We start from the raw sequence: 16,052 nt of genomic DNA, 5'->3' as shown, positions 1-16,052 counted from the left end.
TTTCGGACATCAACTGAAACTCCACAAGCACCCATCAAGGCACTCCAAAAGAAATATGAATCCCCACCATGTAGGAGCTGCCGCAGGCTGCGATCCCTTGATCTGCTCTTCAACAATCAAAAACAAAATCAACAGATCGCAGCCTACGGCAGCTCCTACATAGAGTTCGCGGCCTAGCCGTCAATGACGCCTTAGTTCGGCAAGCGGCGGCCATCCAGAACTCGATTCACCATCAACTCACTCAGCATGATCACCTGATGCAGCATCAGCATGGTTCGGCGTTGGGAGTTGTCGACGACATCGCTCATGTCACGTGCCATGTCACTGGCGGCTGCCAACGATTCGCAGGCTTCGAGGAGGAGTGTTTCTTCGTCCACGGCGGGATCGATGAGGAAGATCTTGCTGGTTTTGCGGGATGGGATTGAGAGCTTGAGTGAGCCGGGGTTGAGGTAGAAATTGATGGCGCGGTCGGTCGCCTCTCTTATCTTTTGCGGCTCGAGCGTTGGGTCGTACGGGATCGGATCGGCGTCCGGTGGGTTTGGGGTAACTTTGAACATAGATGAAGCTCCTAACACTATTAATGGAGGCTTCACCCTTTCGCTACCAAACGAAGGGTGGCGGCCATGCAGAGGTTGGTAGACCGGGTGTTAGGATCCGGCGCGCCCTAGGACGCCCTATACATGGCCACCATAATCGAGCGAGAAACCTCGACGACAGTGGGCTGTACAACTAACACCGGGCTACCAAACCCGATCACTGTTTTTCAGTGACGGGGAAACGATATAGCCCGCTGCATAGTCGTGTATGCCGGCGGATTCTGGCGTACGCGTAGGCAACGGCGCAAGGCGTTGTAGCCTTTGTGGCGTAACGGGTTGTGTAATTTAAACGCGCTTGCCGAGTTATGTTTATTCGAGGGGAATGCGTGATTCCTTGCTGGTTTTCTCATACAAACCATTACTGATTCAGACTAAAGCCACCATTTTTAAGGGCCGCTTTCGGCCAAAAGCAGCCTCTCGCTGCCGTCGGCCAGATGCAGTGAGGCCTCAATGAAATCATGGAGGGAGTTTTCCACCTACATGAGCAAGGCGATGATCGGCTCCAGCCTCAGCCGACCTCGCCGCTTAACGAATGTTTATGGCGCTTGAAGGATTCGTTTAAGCTCGGAAAGGTGGATGCGCCTGGCATCGGGATCAAGCTCATCAGCAGCGTTCCAAATCGCTTCGATCTTTGGCCTCACTGACTTCGCGATCCGCTGACGATCCACTTGGAGAAGCCGCCGACCTAGCAACGTAGTTAATGGTTTGGCGAGATCGACCCAACCATCCTTATTGCTTTCCTCATAAATGAAATTTAGTTTTGTACCTGTCATACGACATGCACCGTCAACGGCGACCCCACCGTTCTCATTCCAGATAATGCAGAGGTATTCATTCTTCTCTGTAGTGTCGAGAGTGTCTGGCCAAGTCTCAAACGACCAGCGCTCTACGCCCTCACCGCCCTGCCCGTTACTTCCATGCTCAATGAACTCTTCGTCTTCGTGCTGCTTGGCCCGGGCTTCGGCCTCAGGTCCAGGTCTTGAAGTGTACAAAAGGGCGTAGGCGTTCCGGCCTTCTAGATCGGCCACTGAATAGTTGTCGAAAGCGAACGGCCCCTTCCGGCTGTAATCAGGGCGACCATCCCGATTCTTCTCATATGCCTCGGTTGCGTCGGCTAAGTCCTGGTCTGTGATTGGCCTGCTGTCGGTCGACAACCACAGTCGCTTGAACCACTCCTGTGCTGACTCGACTTCATCTCTGTCGACGGTTTGAATAGCAGCTTCGAGCCAGTGCGCAACTTCAACCCCTTCAAATCCCAACCCATTCGCGGACACGTTTGCTGAGCCGATGATTGCCGAGGTGGGTCCTACCACGAGTTTCGCGTGTAGCCTGTCGCACTGGCGGATCTGGACATGAGCCATTGCCTTTGCTCGATCGACCAGCAGTTTGATCACCGCAGGGTTCGTCCCACCGCTTCTGAGATTGCAGATGACTCTCAACGGCTTTCCCTTGTCAGGATGGATGGTTGCCTCTGCGCCATCTCCCCAAAATGCTATAGCCACGTCCAACGAAGCTTCATGGGCAACCATCGTGCGAAGAGCCTTTGGGTACTGCTCCGGACCAATGAACATCTAGTACTCCTTTCCTTGCAGTCAGAGGTGCATCATGGGAATCGAACGGCGGACAAGTGATGATTACTCTCAGACTTGAGTTGCAGCAATTCCACAATGCGTTGAGTAGAAAAAAATGATTCGCGAAATTGAAAATGCGCTGATGGCAGCATTCGATCAAACCATGTGCAAATATCGCCAAATCCTGAACAACTACTACCCTGCGCATAAAAGCACCGGTTTCACCGAGAGAAACCTAACCAATAATTTCGTCAGGGCGTTGGAGAATGAATTAGGCAAGGACGCATTTGCGTGGTTTGAGGCCCCATTGAGCGCCGAGGAAAAACTGCACCTTGATGCAATCGTTTTTGATCCCACCACGAAAAGCTGCTTTCTCATTGAAGCCAAGAGATTTTCCAACCTCAACAAAAAAGTCGCCGAAACCATACATGATATCCAGCGGATGTCATATCAGGCCCATCACGCCACGCTGGAGCTAGGATTAGGCAAGTTGAAAATAGAACACCGGTACGCCATCGTACTGGTCGATATTTGGACAGAGGGAGAAGCAAAACAAGTGACCTTCGAAAACTGGCCCGCTTGTCTGGGTAACGCATCATTCGACTTATTCCGTACCGGCGGTTTTGAAAACCTCATGATCGAAAAAGAATGGAAGCACCATTACAAGATCATGATGGCCGCCAAGAAGCTTTGATCCACCTCACGTAACGCGATGGGGTTGATTGACCGCTTTAGGTCGGTCGCGGCCATTCGCGACAGGCTGCACTCGGCCAAAAGCGGTCATCGCCTAACCTTGGTTAAGGGGGCGGCTTTAGCCGATCCCAAGTGAGCGAAGCGGACGACTTGAACCAATTATTATGATGTAACGTAGAGGTTAAGAGAGTAATCGTCGTTATCGCTTTTGTAAGGCTGCCCTAGCCTTGAGAAACCAAACTGTATAAATAAATGATGCATAGGCGCATTATTTTCACGTGTAGTCGCAAAGCATGCGGTACCAGCTAGTAATTTTTTGGTTTCTTCCATTAATGCCCGCCCGTAACCTTTGCCTCTTGCAATGCTAGATACATAAAACCAGCCTAGCTCATACTGGTATTTGCTTTGTTCTGAGGCGTTAGATTTTTTAAAAATACTAGCCTTGTATGCAGCGTTAGGATTTTTTATTGCCCCTACGGCAACGCACTCACCATCGTTGATGAAGATAAGTCTTTCTGCGTTTCTAATCCGCTGACGCAAGCCGGCTAGCAAAACCTCACCACCAGCAGAAACTAATCTCTCAAATGTCTCAAGCTCTGTGTTGCTGCAGTCTCTGGGGGGCTTGGATATTATTTCCATGCTCATATCTCATAGCGTTTGGTTGAGGGGTGGGCTTTAGCTCATCCCAGTGAGCGGAGCGAGCGGTTTGATCCACCTGTTAGGCAACTGATGACACTGTGTTCCTTGAAACCATCGCGTTGTCATTATATTTAGTTATCATGGCCTTATTCTCGATGTCGTAGAAATAATGAACAATTTCTTGAGCGCTGAAATCATTTTCTAACAATGGATGAATTGCATATGGATTGTGATACACCTGTAAGCCATCTAGATGAGTTTCTTTATGATCACTTCCACTGCAAAGATGAACATCATGCCCGCAGACATCTATACCAGAGTAGAAGCGCTCAGAAAAAATGTCATAGGTTTCGGACACTTTAGTTCTAGTTCTACCAATTTTTTCTAGGCCCTCATTGGCTAAAAATTCATCTATTCTCATTTTTCTGAGTCTAGTGGTTTTTACGAAGCTTGCTGTGCCAGCTAAAGCTACTGCTTTCCCAAAAGTACCTGTCGTGGAAAAAATAACGGCGCTAATTTCTTTGTAGCTATCATTAGTAAAAATTCCCAAGTCGATGTCTTTGCCATTTTTATTTCTTACAGAGGCGACTGCAGCTTGTGGCTCAGAATAACTAATTGGAGGCTCCAGACCATAAAGGACTCTATTCATGGCTATATTGTTTTGGCTTTGTGATAGCTTACTATCAAATGGCGCAATCGCCAGAACAAAAGGATTGCCCTTTACGTGCTCTAAAGATGAGTATGATTGCTTGCCTTTGCCAACCCCCAAATAAAGTTGATGTTTGTCACGTATTTTTCCAGATAGTTTCAGAGTGGCATCATTAAGAAAGTTTGCCGCAGGCATAGTTGACATATCAAGCTTTAATGCTGGCAGCAGTGAAGGGTTAGATGTTACTGCCTCAACAGAAATATTCCTTTTGTATTTGTCCTGCAAATTAAAATCCGGACTAGCCTTTGTATAGTCAATTTTAAATTCGAGCATTTTAAATGCTTTGTTAAGATAAATCTCCCAAAAAGTAGAGTTGAAGCTAGTCTGAAACTCATTGACGAATTTAGCTGCTTCCCCACGGCGCTCAAAAACCCCTTCACTCCATTCATTGATTACTATATGAGTCTCGGCATACTCTGGCGCATTCTTAATTTCTTTAAAATACGGATGTAATTTATCTTCATCTAACGTTGTTTCAAATAAGTTAATACTCAATTTCTACTCCAGGGGTCTGACTATAAGTAGACGACGCAATGATAACGTTCCTTGTCCACGGGTAACTCCTTCAGTAGCTCTCAAGGCATGTTGGAAACGTGACAAGAGATGGGTAGAAAAAGCGACATGGCCTGCACGGAGATTACGAAGTCGCTTGCAGCATGTCCATTGCCTATTTTGGCCGGTTACTACTGCTCGTGACGAGGCATTAGCCGTCTTCAACGAGGGGCCGCTTCTGGCCGGTTAGCGACCGTTGCTCTGATTAGCCATCCTTGTCTCTCCACACGTGGAGGACTTGTCATGAACATCATCACTACCTGCGGCCGTCAGCCTTGGAACAAAGGAAAACTAGTCGGGCAGAATCCCCACTCCGACTGAGAGATATCTGGGCCATCCAGCCTGCGACTTTACCAAGCTCCGCGTGCGCGATGTCGCCCATTGCGAGCACGTATCATCACGAGCCATGGTGATGCAGCAGAAAACGCAGCGGCCTGTGCAGTTTGAAATCACTGAGCAAACACGGTCAGCTCTCGTGGCCTGGATACATCAGGCACAACTTCGCAGCGAGGACTTCCTTTTTCCTAGCCGGCTACATACCTCAGACCATCTATCCACTCGTCAATACGCTCGTATCGTCAAAGGCTGGGTAAAAGCCGTAGGCCTTGATCCAGCCATGTATGACACTCACACAATGAGATGTTCGAAGGCATCGCTAATCTATCGCAGAACGAAGAACCTACGGGCGGTTCAGTTGCTGCTCGGCCATACGAAGATGGAGAGCACTGTTCGATATCTAGGCATTGAGGTCGATGACGCCCTGGAGATGGCGGAACAGACTGAGGTTTGATCATGCATAGCGACGGTCGAAGTCAGGCCGTCGCTAACCGGCCAGGAGGGGTCATTCAGTGGTGCGTACGAAACCAGCGGCGATTCAATTCAACCTCAGTTCACAATTAGCGGTTCTGTGGCATCAAACGCATCGTAATCTCCGCTAAAGATCCAAGCTAGAGCCAAACCGAATGTGCGAAATTACATATCCCTTCATTCGTTTATCAACTCATCTACCTTGCCACATAAGGAACTCAAGATCTTTGCGTCTGCACTTATAATTTGAGGGCTTACATCCGCCGCATGCCCACCCGTATGAGCGATTCTATTTCGAAAACGTGCAATACGCAGAAGTTCTTCCTGAACAGTATTGGCGACGTCTCTAGTACCCACCTTTTCCTGCAGGCCTAGTGCTACTTTCACTTTGGGACAGCTGCCCAACTTATCCCAGTTCATCACTACGCCTAAGTCGGACATCCGCGCCAAAAAATTTTCAAGTTTAATTGGACTTTCAATATGAGCTAAAGCTTCTACACTAAGATGTAGACGAGAAGAATCGGGCACACAACTACCAATACTTCTACAAAGATCTTCAAAGTTAATTGACATGTAGTCTGGTGGTGAATCTACCCGCCGCAACAAGCCCGCGGCTTCCTTAGTATGACACTTCAGTACCGCGGACCCAACATCCGCAGGCTTTTTCCCGGATGCATTCAACGAAACTACAAACTCCCTTATTGCGGCTCGAAGATACTCCTCAAAACCAGCAACCAATGTCACATAGAAGGAATTAGCAAGCAGTTGATGATCTGGCGAAACCGCTCCCATCCTTTTGCTGACAATTTCTTTCTGTCCTCGCTCCAACTGCTGCCAAGGAATGTTATTTCTAAGCACTGCTTCGAACTCAATCGCCCCCTCTATCCAAGCTTGCCAAGCCGAATTCTGCTCAACAAGTGAATCGAAAGCGACTTTGGCTGCTGAAGATCGTTTCTTATCTGAAGCCATATTAGAGCACTCCGATAAAGATTTTTTCCACCAGATCTAGCCGCTTTTTAATAGCTTCAGCCGTGTTAGCGCGCCCAACAATCAACTCATAAGTTTCTTCATCAGCGAGTGCTTTCTCCAACTCCAACTTAAGCTCCGCCCCCTTCCTTATAAGTTGATCTTTATTGGAAAATTGTCGGTCACACGCAATGATGATTGCATCATAGAACGGAGGTGATACCTTATCTTGATCTTTATCAAAGTCTTTGAGTTTGAATGCATCGCCACCAAATAGATCTTTAGCCAAACCCACACGTGAACGAAAATCCGAAGCTAACTCTGACAACAAATCGCCATCAGTAGCAAGATGCGTCACCATACACCTGTCGAGCATTGACTTAATTGAGCCCTTGATGTTTGATTTCTTGCGAAATGCAAAGAATCTTAATACTAGCTCGCAATCAATCATTCTTTTGAAAAAAATGTTTTCTGCCAGCTTTTGACTAATCTGACCTTTAATGATGTTATCTGTGTAACGTGGCATGCCGAGCAAATCATTGAACGACTCATAGCCTGCTAGTTCAACAAGTAGTTTAGAAAACTCACTGGAATATATACAATTTCTAAGCTCCTGCGCGTTTAGTTTTTGTCCGCCTGTATTCAGTCGCTCGAAGACTATCCGTCTTAATTCATCATCGTTTTTCTCATGAGAAGTGCTTTGGAGAATTACGGCAGAGAGTCTGCGACGATCCAATCCCCGCTGAATCATTTGCGGGAGATCCAAATATGAAAAACCATTCAAGTCAGGCCAATATTCTAAGCCCGTCAATTTAAACCTATTCGAATAAAATGAAACTATCGCTGACAGGCGCTGCTGCCCGTCCATCACTTCATAACGACTATATTCCGGCTCAAATAGAAAGACTGGTGGAATCGGCAAATTCATCAAAAGTGACTCGATGAATTGTGACTTTTTCTTATTATCCCATACTTGCCGCCTTTGATACTCAGGCTGCAGGTTCATCCACTTTTTTTGGTGAACGAAATCAAGGATTTGAGGCAATAAGAAATCATTCCTTTCCTGGCCTACCCCACGATCCTCGTGCTGATAGCGCTCTTCTAACTCTCCAAGGCTCACTTTTGGTTTAGCCACGACGCACTCCATTGTCAAAAAATAGAAATTGCGACACTCTTATAATATAAGTTCAATGTCAACATTAGATTTAGGAATCTCTGATACCGCATCACTGCCGCACCCCGCGATTGCACAGAGGTATCAACTAAAAAAGGTGCTCAAGCGGTCGGCCAGTCAGCGTTTTTCATTCATCCAAAAACCGATAGGGGAGGTCATAGTGGATAATTCTTTACGGCGAGGATAAACAGAAACTGGACTCGCCGGGACTTGTGCACATGGCAGAAGCCACGGCGGGACTTACAGCTAAGGGTCTGACGGTTCAGCGAACCGGTTTTGTGTTGGCGCATCCGCCAGGCTCGCCTCTGTTAACGGGTGACTTTACGCATAAAGGCATATCAGGCCAGCAGTGGCCTCAGTACGCCAGTTGCGACCGTTCGCGAAGGGCAGCTTTTGGCCGATTACTGCCCCCCACTAAGAGCAACAATCGAACCAAAGCGGACCAGGTCTCCCCAGCCCGCAAACCATGATCAGCTTTGGCAGAATCGAATTCGATTGCCGAATGGGTCATAAACCTCCAGAACCTGACCCCAGCCCTGTTGAACAATATCCGGACGTCCGTATCCGTATCGTTTGCTCTGTAATTCGTCCCGGAGCAGTTCGATGTTTTGCATCGGGACGAATATCGTCGATCCAGGGCTCGCATCGCCATGATGTTCGGAAAGATGGAGCTGCAGACCGTGGCGGCTGATGCCCAGGTACAGCGGTAGATCCGCTTCGAACCGGTGCTCGAACTCGACGCTGAAACCAAGAAAATCAAGGTAGAACTCGCGCGCCTTGGTTTCGTCAAACATCCGCAATATCGGGATGGCTTTGTCGAATGTCATGGCGGGTTGGGTATCTTCCTGGGGAAGCATCGCTGACGCAGTGTTCCAGTCCTTGTAGCCCAACTGGTGCGCCACTGTTTCCAGAGCCGCGGAGTGACTCACTGTTTGATTGCGCGACTCTAGCGAAGCACGCAGTTTCTTGGCCATCTGCTTGGCTTGTTCGATTGAAAACATCGTTCCTCCTGTCGTCGAGGCATTTTGGTGCTCGCGTTGCCAAACCTCGACTCTCAAGAGATGCGACAGGATCTGGGAAGAGAAGCAATGCTTTCACCTTTCCTTTCGGAAGCGAGCGGCGGGCAGCATCAGCCCGCGCTGATGGTACATGGAAAGTCCGTTCCACACAGCGCAGATAAGTAAAAACGTGGCGCGGATGTTTCGCGATAAAAGTTTTTCCGAACGAAAGCGAGACCCGGGCGATGAGATGAAATGCTTCTTGGGATGTAGACGATATTGCAGCGATCAGTTGGCTCTCAGAACGCCCGGGCGGCGCCCTCCCCCTGCTGTCGCTAACGGCCTCAACAAATTTTTTCACCTTTCCCGCAATGCTCCTTCTTTCCTGCGGTCTCTACCCTGACTTTGCAAAAGGACAGGCTCCATGTCGATTCGCTCTACGCTCTGCCTGCTGACTCTGCCGTTGTTCGCAGGCTGCCAGTATTTCCCCCACACCGATTACTTCACCGCACCTGAAAACCAGCCCGACCCCGCCTGGGTACGTATCGTCAATTTCACTCAGCATGCCGATCTGTACCAGTACGAAAACGGTAAGCGTTCGGGCGGCGTCATTCGCAGTGGGCCGCTTCCGTTCATCCACACGCAGGATGAAGGTATGCCCAAAGCAGGGCAAAAGCTTACGTCGGACTATTACGAAACCCGGGTCCGCCCCGGGATCGAAACGCACGTGGGTATGTTCTGGGAGGGCGCGCGCGCGCAAACGTGCTCCGTCACGACGAAGTTCACGCCCCAGGCCGGGCGCTTTTACCAGTTCAGGCTGACATCAGGTTCCGCAGGCACCTGTACGTTGTACCCGTCGCTGATTGAGCGCGACAAGGACGGAGACGGGTGGCATCTCACGCCAAACTCGCAGGTGACGTACAAGGGCGAAGGGCCGACTGCCAAAACCCGTTACAACAATAGCCAATTCGAGGATCCCGATTACCATCCACCTGCGGATCTCTATCCCGGCACAGACGTTTTATAAAGAGGCTGGCGAGCACAGGTTCAGCGCTGTAACACGACTAGAAGTAATCGTTCATTGAATGTCAGTAATGACTGGAAAACGCTCGGTGAACGAGCATCAGAAGATTTGATTGCACGGGCGGCGTTTGTCGCACAAACAGAGTTCCTGTGGCAGGACACTGCCGTCAAGGACGCCGATGTTTGGCAGCGTCTTTGGTTCGAACTGGAGATCAGACTTCGCTCGCGAGCTGTCGAGAAATTCAAACGACGAGCCTTGGCAGATTCTCCAGCAGCGTTTCGAACGCAGCGCGATCTGTATAATTCCCAGCCGCGAAGATTCGCAAAAAAATATTCGTCATTTTTATATACCTTCCAGCAGCAAAGGACGCTTGATGAGAACCCCGCTACTCGCCCTTACCCTCGCAGCTCTACTAAGCGCATGCACCATCCCCTATGAAACCCCGGAAGCCCGCGCCAATATCGAGCGCGATCTGAAGCTCAACGCAGACGAAATCGTCACTATCACCGAGACCAACTGGTGCTTGTCTGCCTATGGTGATTTGCAAGTGTGCAAACCCAAGCAAGGCCTGGGTGTGCTGACCAAGAGCAAGCTAGTACTGGCCTTGTACAAGGGCGGCATGTACCAGCAGGCTGAAGTCATCAACGCCGGCGATGTGCAGTGCGCCCACCTGCGAAGTGGCAGAGCCGCAGCCGATATTTTCTACCTGTTCAATGATCGGTGGTTCGCCATGCTGGCGCCGATTACCCCAGGAGGTGCCTTGGCCCTCGACAAGAAGGCCCAGTTTCTGAACGTACTGGTACCACCAAACACTGAGAGTTTCACGGCTGAGCAAGGAAGTTTTATCAGGGAAACCGATCGCAAGAATTACTCGGCTGTGGCGGTTCCAGGTACCCAAGCCTATGTAGGAACCAGCCAGAGTATTCGCGAGAGCTTTAATCCGTGTACGCAGGGGAAGAACCGCTCAGCCGCACCTTAAGTCCTGATCTGAGTGGCCAGCGGCTTCCAGCAATGAGCGGCGGGTTTGGCCAGGTTGACGGTGCCCGCAGTTAAGCGGGCACCGCTTCCTATAGGGGAAAAAGGCCTACACGTCTGCTTACCACTTGTAACTCACTTTGGCGGTAATCTCGCGACCCGGGTTGTAGAAGTTCGCGGTGCCGGAACCGACCACGTGCTGCTCATCCAGCAGGTTGCTAAGGTTCACCGCAAGGTCGGTGCCCTTGGCGATCTTGTAGTTGAACGCGGCGTCGAACAGCGTGGTGCCATCGCTTTTGCCGGAGTTGGCGGCATCGAAGTAGTAAGAGCCGACGTAGCGCGCACCCAAGCCAACGCTGACATCCGTGGCGGGCACGTCGTAATAACTCCAGAGCGAAGCGGAATGCTTGGGTGCCGTGGCGAATTCATTACCCTTCAGGGAGCTCCCGTCGTACAACGAACCGCGCTGTACCTCGGACTCCATATAGGAGTAACCACCGATCAGGCTGAGGTTCTGCGTCACTTGCGCCTTGGCCTCCAGGTCGAGGCCACGCGCACGCGATTCGCCTACCGTCTGTTGCTCAATGATGCCGCTCGGCAGCACCACGGCGATGGTGACGTTTTCCTGGGTCAGGTCATAAACGGCTGCGGAGAACAGGGCGTCCATCCCCATTGGCGCATACTTCACGCCTATCTCGTACTGCCTGCCCGTCTGCGGCGTGACGCCAACCTGCGGCGGCGAAACGGATTCGACCATGCTCACATAGGTGGACACTTCATCGTTGACGATATAGGTCAGCGCACCTCGGTAGGAGGTTTCGGAGAAGGTGTCTTTCTCAGTGGATTCCAGGCCTTTGCTGGTCAGGTCCATCGAGTCATTGCGCACACCGCCGGTGACGATGAAACGCTCGAAGAACGACAGGTTCTGCTGCAGGAATACGGCCTTGGTGGTCGCGTCTCGCTTGTTGACGGCATACGGCGCGATTGAGCGTGAAACCCCAGTGAACACGGGGTTTGCAATGTCAATCGAGGTCGTCGGGGCGTAGACCGAGCTTTCCTTGGTGGTCGAATCGAGGTACTCCACGCCCACCAGGCTGCTGCTGTCGATGTTCTCGAAGCGGGCATCGTATTGCAGCATCAGATTGCCGTTGAACTGGTCGGCTTCGGTGTCCGTTCCAAACTGATAGCGGTCAACGGTGGTACCGACCCGTGCGGCGCTGTCGCTCAGATATACGTAGCCAAAATCATCGGTCAACTTGCTGTAGCGCAGATTGCTGCGCAGTACGAAGCCGTTGTCGAAGTCATGGGTGACGTTGCCGCTGAGGCTGGTGCGCTCGACATCGTGAAAGTTGTAGCTGGGCTCGCCATAAAACTTCTTGCGGTCGTATTCCTTGTCCAGCGGATAGCCACCGCTGTTTGGCGAACTTTCGGTTTTCAGGTAGTCCAGAATCATCGTCGCCGACGTGTAATCCGTCGGTGCCCAGGTGAGGCCACCCATAAACAACTGGTTGTCGTCCTGCGAGTGATCGTATTCGCGGTCGCTGTTTTGGCCTTTGGCAGTAAAGCGCCCAGCGAGGGTTTTCTCGTCGTTGAGCGCATCCCCGACATCGATGCCTGTCTCGACATGGTCAAACGAACCGTAGGTCACATAGCCTTGGCCAAACTGCTCGAAGCGCGGCTGTTTGGTCACGAAATTCACCGAACCGCCCGGGTCCGCGGGGCCAAACAGCGTGGAGTTGGCGCCACGCAGAATCTCGATGCGCTCATAAGCGAACGGATCTTCGCGCACGCCGCGCATCGAACTCAGGGTCAAGCCGTCACGGTAGGTGGTGGCCTGGAAGCCGCGGATCTGGAAATAGTCGTTGCGGTCATCCGTACCATAGAAGTCAGTGATCACGCCGGGTGTGTATTGCAGCGCTTCTTCCGTGGTGCTGACGCTGCGCTGTTCCATTTCCTTGTTGGTAACAACCGATACCGACGCCGGGGTATTGAGAATGCTGGTTGCCACTTTGCCGCCAACCCAGAGCTCCTTGGCGACCACCGAGTTGGCGTCGTCGTCGGCACTGACCCTGACCTTGGCATTGATGATGAGGGGTGCGAGGCGATAGTCCTCGACGTCCGTTGCGTCGAGTTCCAGCGGGCCGGCGGTCTTGGCTTGTGGGACCAACAGGTAGGCATTCGGGCCTTGCTGTTCAATCTGTAATTCGCTGCCCTGCAGCAACGATGACAGCGCTGCCGACGTTTCAAGCGTGCCATTCACGCCAGCAGTGGTGCGGTTCGCCACACGCGACGCGTCGTAGGAAAGACTGATGCCGGCCTCGCGCGCAAAACGGTCAAGCGCCGGCGCCAGTGGGCCGGCCGCGATGTTCCACTGCTTGACTGGATTGCTGTGGTCAGCGCTCGACGTTTGCGCCAACGACGGCAATGCATAGCTGCTGACGATCAAACCCAACATCGCGCCCTGCAAGGCACGATTTAAGGGATGGCGCTGTGAAACCGGGGACGAACTCATTTTCTCGCTCCAAGAAAGGACATCGGCAGACTGGCCTGTATTCCGGCCTTCCTTAGAAGTCGAACGAGAATGCGAAACCACCTCATTAATTTTCAGGCAGCGCAAAAAAGTTGTGATGGACTCAGGTGGCAGCGGTCACGGTCACCCAATAACGGGTCCGATAATCAATGTGCAAATGCAGTGATTGCGCGATCAATGCCAGGACCTGATCGTTGTCGGCGAGTTGAAAGGTGCCGGAAACGCGGAGATCAGCGACCTCGTCGGCGCAGCGCAGTACGCCGGGACGATAACGCGACAACTCCACGATGAAATCATTGAGGCGCATATTGCGCGCACTGATCACCCCGTCGCCCCAGCTCCATGGATCAAGGCCGTTGTCCCGGACCATGCGGGCGCCACTTGATGTGAACAGCAACTGATTGCCTGCCTGGACGCTGCGGCCCGCAGGCGTTTGGCTGGAGCCGGGGAAAACCGTGACTGACCCTTCCTGAGCCGCGACCAGTGTGCCATCGTCACGTTCGCGAGCCAGAAAGCGCGAACTCTGAGCGCGCATGATCCCGTCACGTGTTTGTACCCAGAAGGGACGCGTGCGCGCCGAGTGCTCATCCGCGCCGACATTCACGATGATTTCACCACGTCGCAGGATGATCAGGCGTCGCTGAGCATCGAAATCACTGTCGACAGCGCTGTCGCTATTGAGCTGGATAAGGCTGCCGTCATCGAGCTGGACGCGTCGCTGCTCGCCGGTGCTACTGCGTTGTTGCGCAAGCATGGCGGGTACGGGTGTGTAGTCGCGGCCGAGCCAGGCTGCAGTGCCAACAGTCGCCAATAGGCCCAGCAGCTTCAGGCTTTCCCGCCGGCGCATTCCTTGATTGCTGCCATTGAGGGTTTGTCGGGCCAGTTGAACCGGCACGCCTGCGAATTCATCCCCAAGCGTTTCCACACGCTGCCACGCCAACACATGCTCCGGGCGCTGCTGCAGCCAGTGCTCAAAAGCGCGCTGTGTGGGTTCATCGGCCTGATTGAAGCGAAGGCGCACCAGCCATTGGATCGCCTGCTCGACAATGGCCGGATCCAGCGCCTGCGACTCACGACTCGACATAACGCAAGCGATAGCAGTGTTGCAGGGCCGTGGCCAGGTCGCGTTCCACCGTCGCGCGGGAAACACCCAGCTTTTCGGCGATTTGCGCGCACGTCAGACCGTCGAGTCGGGCAAATAAAAACGCTTGGCGAACTCTCGGTTTGAGCAGACCGAGCATGCGGTCTATGCGCTCGAGCGCATCCAGAATCAGCAGCCGGCTTTCTTCCGAGGGAACCTCGTGTTGAGGCAGCAGCGTGACGCTTTCCAGGTAGGCACGTTCGAGTTCGCGACGACGATACTGATCAATCATCAGCCCGCGGGCGATGCTGCTCAAATAGGCGCGTGGCTCGCGCAAGGGGCTGGACTGACGCGATTTGAGCAGACGTACAAAGGTGTCCTGCGCCAGATCTGCAGCGTTATCGCGACATCCAATGCGTCGGATCAGCCAGCCGTGTAACCACGAGTGGTGGGTGCGATAAAGCAGCCCCAGATCTGCAGTATCTAGCGTTTCGTCGCTGCCCATCGGAATCCCGGAAAGTACATAATTGATAATTAATCGCATTCTACTCACGGGATAGGCCTTAGGCAAATACGTGGAGCCTAGCGTTCGCATTCGGGCGAATGGCGTCATTGCGTGGGGTTTGGAGTGAAAGAATGCATCCGGCGTTTGGAAGATTTGAACGCTAGCCATCGAGCACTTTTGAATTTCAAAGTGCTTTCATTCCGGCGGCCAAATGGTTTTGGTCAGTGCGAGGATGGTATGCCGCAATCGGTCAGAATTTTGAAACGCCTAAACATCACCCGCGCCCCGAGAATCCCCCAAATCATCCCAATAAGGCGGAGTGCCGATCGCTTTGATGAAGTAGTCCCATACCGCGCGTACCTTCTGCGAGCGCAGACGATTCTCCGGCGAAAGCAGATGGATCTGACTGGGCGTTTGCTCCACCGATCCTTCCCAATCCGGTAAAAGCCGAATGAGCTGCCGGCTGACGAAACGCTCGCGGCTGAACAGCCAGGACGGAAAAAACACGATCCCCCTGCCCGCCAGCGCGGCTTCCACCAAGACCTGACCATTGTTGCTTCGAAGCGGGCCGTGGACGTCGATGATCTCGGCCGCGTCGCTGCCAGGCTTTCTGAAGTACCAGCGCTGCGCCCCGCCGGTCCCCTTGTAGACCAGGCAGGCATGATTGCGCAGATCCTGCGGCGACGCGGGTTGGCCATGCTTCGCTATATAGTCTGCACTGGCACACAAGACGTATTGCTGATCGCAGATTTTGCGGCCGATCAATCCAGAGTCGCCCAATCGTCCGACCCGAAAAATGATGTCGGCGCCCTCCTGAATCGGGTCGATAAAAGCATCGGTGACCGTCAGCTCGACCGTCAGCTCGGGATACTGGTCATACAGTCCATTCAACAGTTTGACGATGTGCAGGCTGCCGAACGCAACCGGCGCGTTAATCCGCACCAGTCCACGAACCTCGCCCCCCTTGCCGGTGATTTCCTCATCGGCGGCATCGAGCAGTTCGAGCACTTCACGGATCTGCAGGTAATAGCGCTCCCCCGCGTCCGTCAGTTTGACCGCACGGGTATTTCGATACAGCAGCTGCTGACCGACCTCGCGCTCCAGCGCCGCGATGAATCGCGAAACGGAGGACGCCGGCACGCGGAAGTGCCGAGCTGTCGCCGAAAAGCTTCCAGTCACGGCGACCATGGCGAAGTACCGGTGCGCTTTGAGGTGCATAAGGAATTCCGATC

The 16,052-nt window shown here is 52.5% G+C and carries 14 protein-coding genes and 1 pseudogene; 4 read left to right on the top strand and 11 right to left on the bottom strand.

Annotation, left to right across the window (positions count from 1 at the left end):
* Positions 1-191 precede the first annotated feature (191 nt).
* On the bottom strand, positions 192-557 hold the full coding sequence (locus EJA70_RS04050; RefSeq protein ID WP_008080779.1) for a DUF6124 family protein: 366 nt from the start codon (positions 555-557) through the stop codon (positions 192-194).
* Positions 558-1,132: 575 nt separating this feature from the next.
* Entirely contained in the window at positions 1,133-2,167 is a 1,035-nt protein-coding gene (locus tag EJA70_RS04045) for a phospholipase D family protein (RefSeq protein WP_105524830.1), read from the bottom strand.
* Between the two features lie 115 nt (positions 2,168-2,282).
* Here EJA70_RS04045 and EJA70_RS04040 point away from each other — a divergent pair, with 115 nt between their 5' ends.
* Positions 2,283-2,861 (top strand): hypothetical protein, encoded by a 579-nt coding sequence (locus EJA70_RS04040; RefSeq protein WP_158829832.1) that lies wholly within the window; start codon positions 2,283-2,285, stop codon positions 2,859-2,861.
* A 161-nt stretch (positions 2,862-3,022) separates the two neighbouring features.
* On the opposite strand, the gene EJA70_RS04035 is transcribed toward EJA70_RS04040, so the two are convergent.
* Together EJA70_RS04035 and EJA70_RS04030 are read right to left on the bottom strand one after the other, a co-directional pair.
* Entirely contained in the window at positions 3,023-3,499 is a 477-nt protein-coding gene (locus EJA70_RS04035; RefSeq protein WP_158829830.1) for a GNAT family N-acetyltransferase, read from the bottom strand.
* 79 nt (positions 3,500-3,578) lie between these two features.
* Positions 3,579-4,703 carry a hypothetical protein gene (locus tag EJA70_RS04030; RefSeq protein ID WP_158829828.1) on the bottom strand — a complete coding sequence of 375 codons (1,125 nt, stop codon included), beginning with the start codon at positions 4,701-4,703 and terminating at the stop codon, positions 3,579-3,581.
* 300 nt (positions 4,704-5,003) lie between these two features.
* Here EJA70_RS04030 and EJA70_RS04025 point away from each other — a divergent pair.
* Positions 5,004-5,550, top strand: a pseudogene (locus EJA70_RS04025) (tyrosine-type recombinase/integrase).
* A 194-nt stretch (positions 5,551-5,744) separates the two neighbouring features.
* On the opposite strand, the gene EJA70_RS04020 reads toward EJA70_RS04025, so the two are convergent.
* The 3 genes from EJA70_RS04020 to EJA70_RS04010 all read right to left on the bottom strand — a co-directional run bounded on the left by EJA70_RS04020 (position 5,745) and on the right by EJA70_RS04010 (position 8,708).
* Positions 5,745-6,536 (bottom strand): HEPN domain-containing protein, encoded by a 792-nt coding sequence (locus tag EJA70_RS04020; protein WP_158829826.1) that lies wholly within the window; start codon positions 6,534-6,536, stop codon positions 5,745-5,747.
* Between the two features lies 1 nt (position 6,537).
* Positions 6,538-7,668, bottom strand: coding sequence for a DUF262 domain-containing protein (locus EJA70_RS04015; protein ID WP_158829824.1), 1,131 nt, complete (start codon positions 7,666-7,668; stop codon positions 6,538-6,540).
* Between the two features lie 509 nt (positions 7,669-8,177).
* Positions 8,178-8,708, bottom strand: coding sequence for a glyoxalase superfamily protein (locus EJA70_RS04010; RefSeq protein ID WP_158829822.1), 531 nt, complete (start codon positions 8,706-8,708; stop codon positions 8,178-8,180).
* A 421-nt stretch (positions 8,709-9,129) separates the two neighbouring features.
* Here EJA70_RS04010 and EJA70_RS04005 point away from each other — a divergent pair, with 421 nt between their 5' ends.
* Together EJA70_RS04005 and EJA70_RS04000 are read left to right on the top strand one after the other, a co-directional pair.
* Complete coding sequence (locus EJA70_RS04005; protein ID WP_158829820.1) at positions 9,130-9,732, top strand: hypothetical protein; 603 nt, start codon at positions 9,130-9,132, stop codon at positions 9,730-9,732.
* 175 nt (positions 9,733-9,907) lie between these two features.
* The gene (locus EJA70_RS04000) at positions 9,908-10,708 is read left to right on the top strand and encodes a hypothetical protein (RefSeq protein WP_256677622.1); all 801 of its coding nucleotides are present in this window, start codon (positions 9,908-9,910) and stop codon (positions 10,706-10,708) included.
* 117 nt (positions 10,709-10,825) lie between these two features.
* Here EJA70_RS04000 and EJA70_RS03995 read toward each other — a convergent pair whose 3' ends face one another.
* The 4 genes from EJA70_RS03995 to EJA70_RS03980 form a co-directional block, all read right to left on the bottom strand.
* Entirely contained in the window at positions 10,826-13,216 is a 2,391-nt protein-coding gene (locus EJA70_RS03995; protein ID WP_158829818.1) for a TonB-dependent siderophore receptor, read from the bottom strand.
* A gap of 121 nt (positions 13,217-13,337) precedes the next feature.
* Positions 13,338-14,318, bottom strand: coding sequence for a FecR domain-containing protein (locus tag EJA70_RS03990; protein ID WP_158829816.1), 981 nt, complete (start codon positions 14,316-14,318; stop codon positions 13,338-13,340).
* Complete coding sequence (locus EJA70_RS03985; RefSeq protein WP_158829841.1) at positions 14,305-14,820, bottom strand: sigma-70 family RNA polymerase sigma factor; 516 nt, start codon at positions 14,818-14,820, stop codon at positions 14,305-14,307. Before EJA70_RS03985 ends, EJA70_RS03990 begins: the two co-directional genes overlap by 14 nt.
* A gap of 267 nt (positions 14,821-15,087) precedes the next feature.
* The gene (locus EJA70_RS03980) at positions 15,088-16,038 is read right to left on the bottom strand and encodes a LysR family transcriptional regulator (protein WP_158829814.1); all 951 of its coding nucleotides are present in this window, start codon (positions 16,036-16,038) and stop codon (positions 15,088-15,090) included.
* Positions 16,039-16,052: the final 14 nt, after the last annotated feature.

The organism is Pseudomonas sp. PB103 (assembly GCF_009764635.1).
Lineage (GTDB): Bacteria > Pseudomonadota > Gammaproteobacteria > Pseudomonadales > Pseudomonadaceae > Aquipseudomonas.
This window is presented reverse-complemented; position numbering and strand designations above follow the sequence as displayed.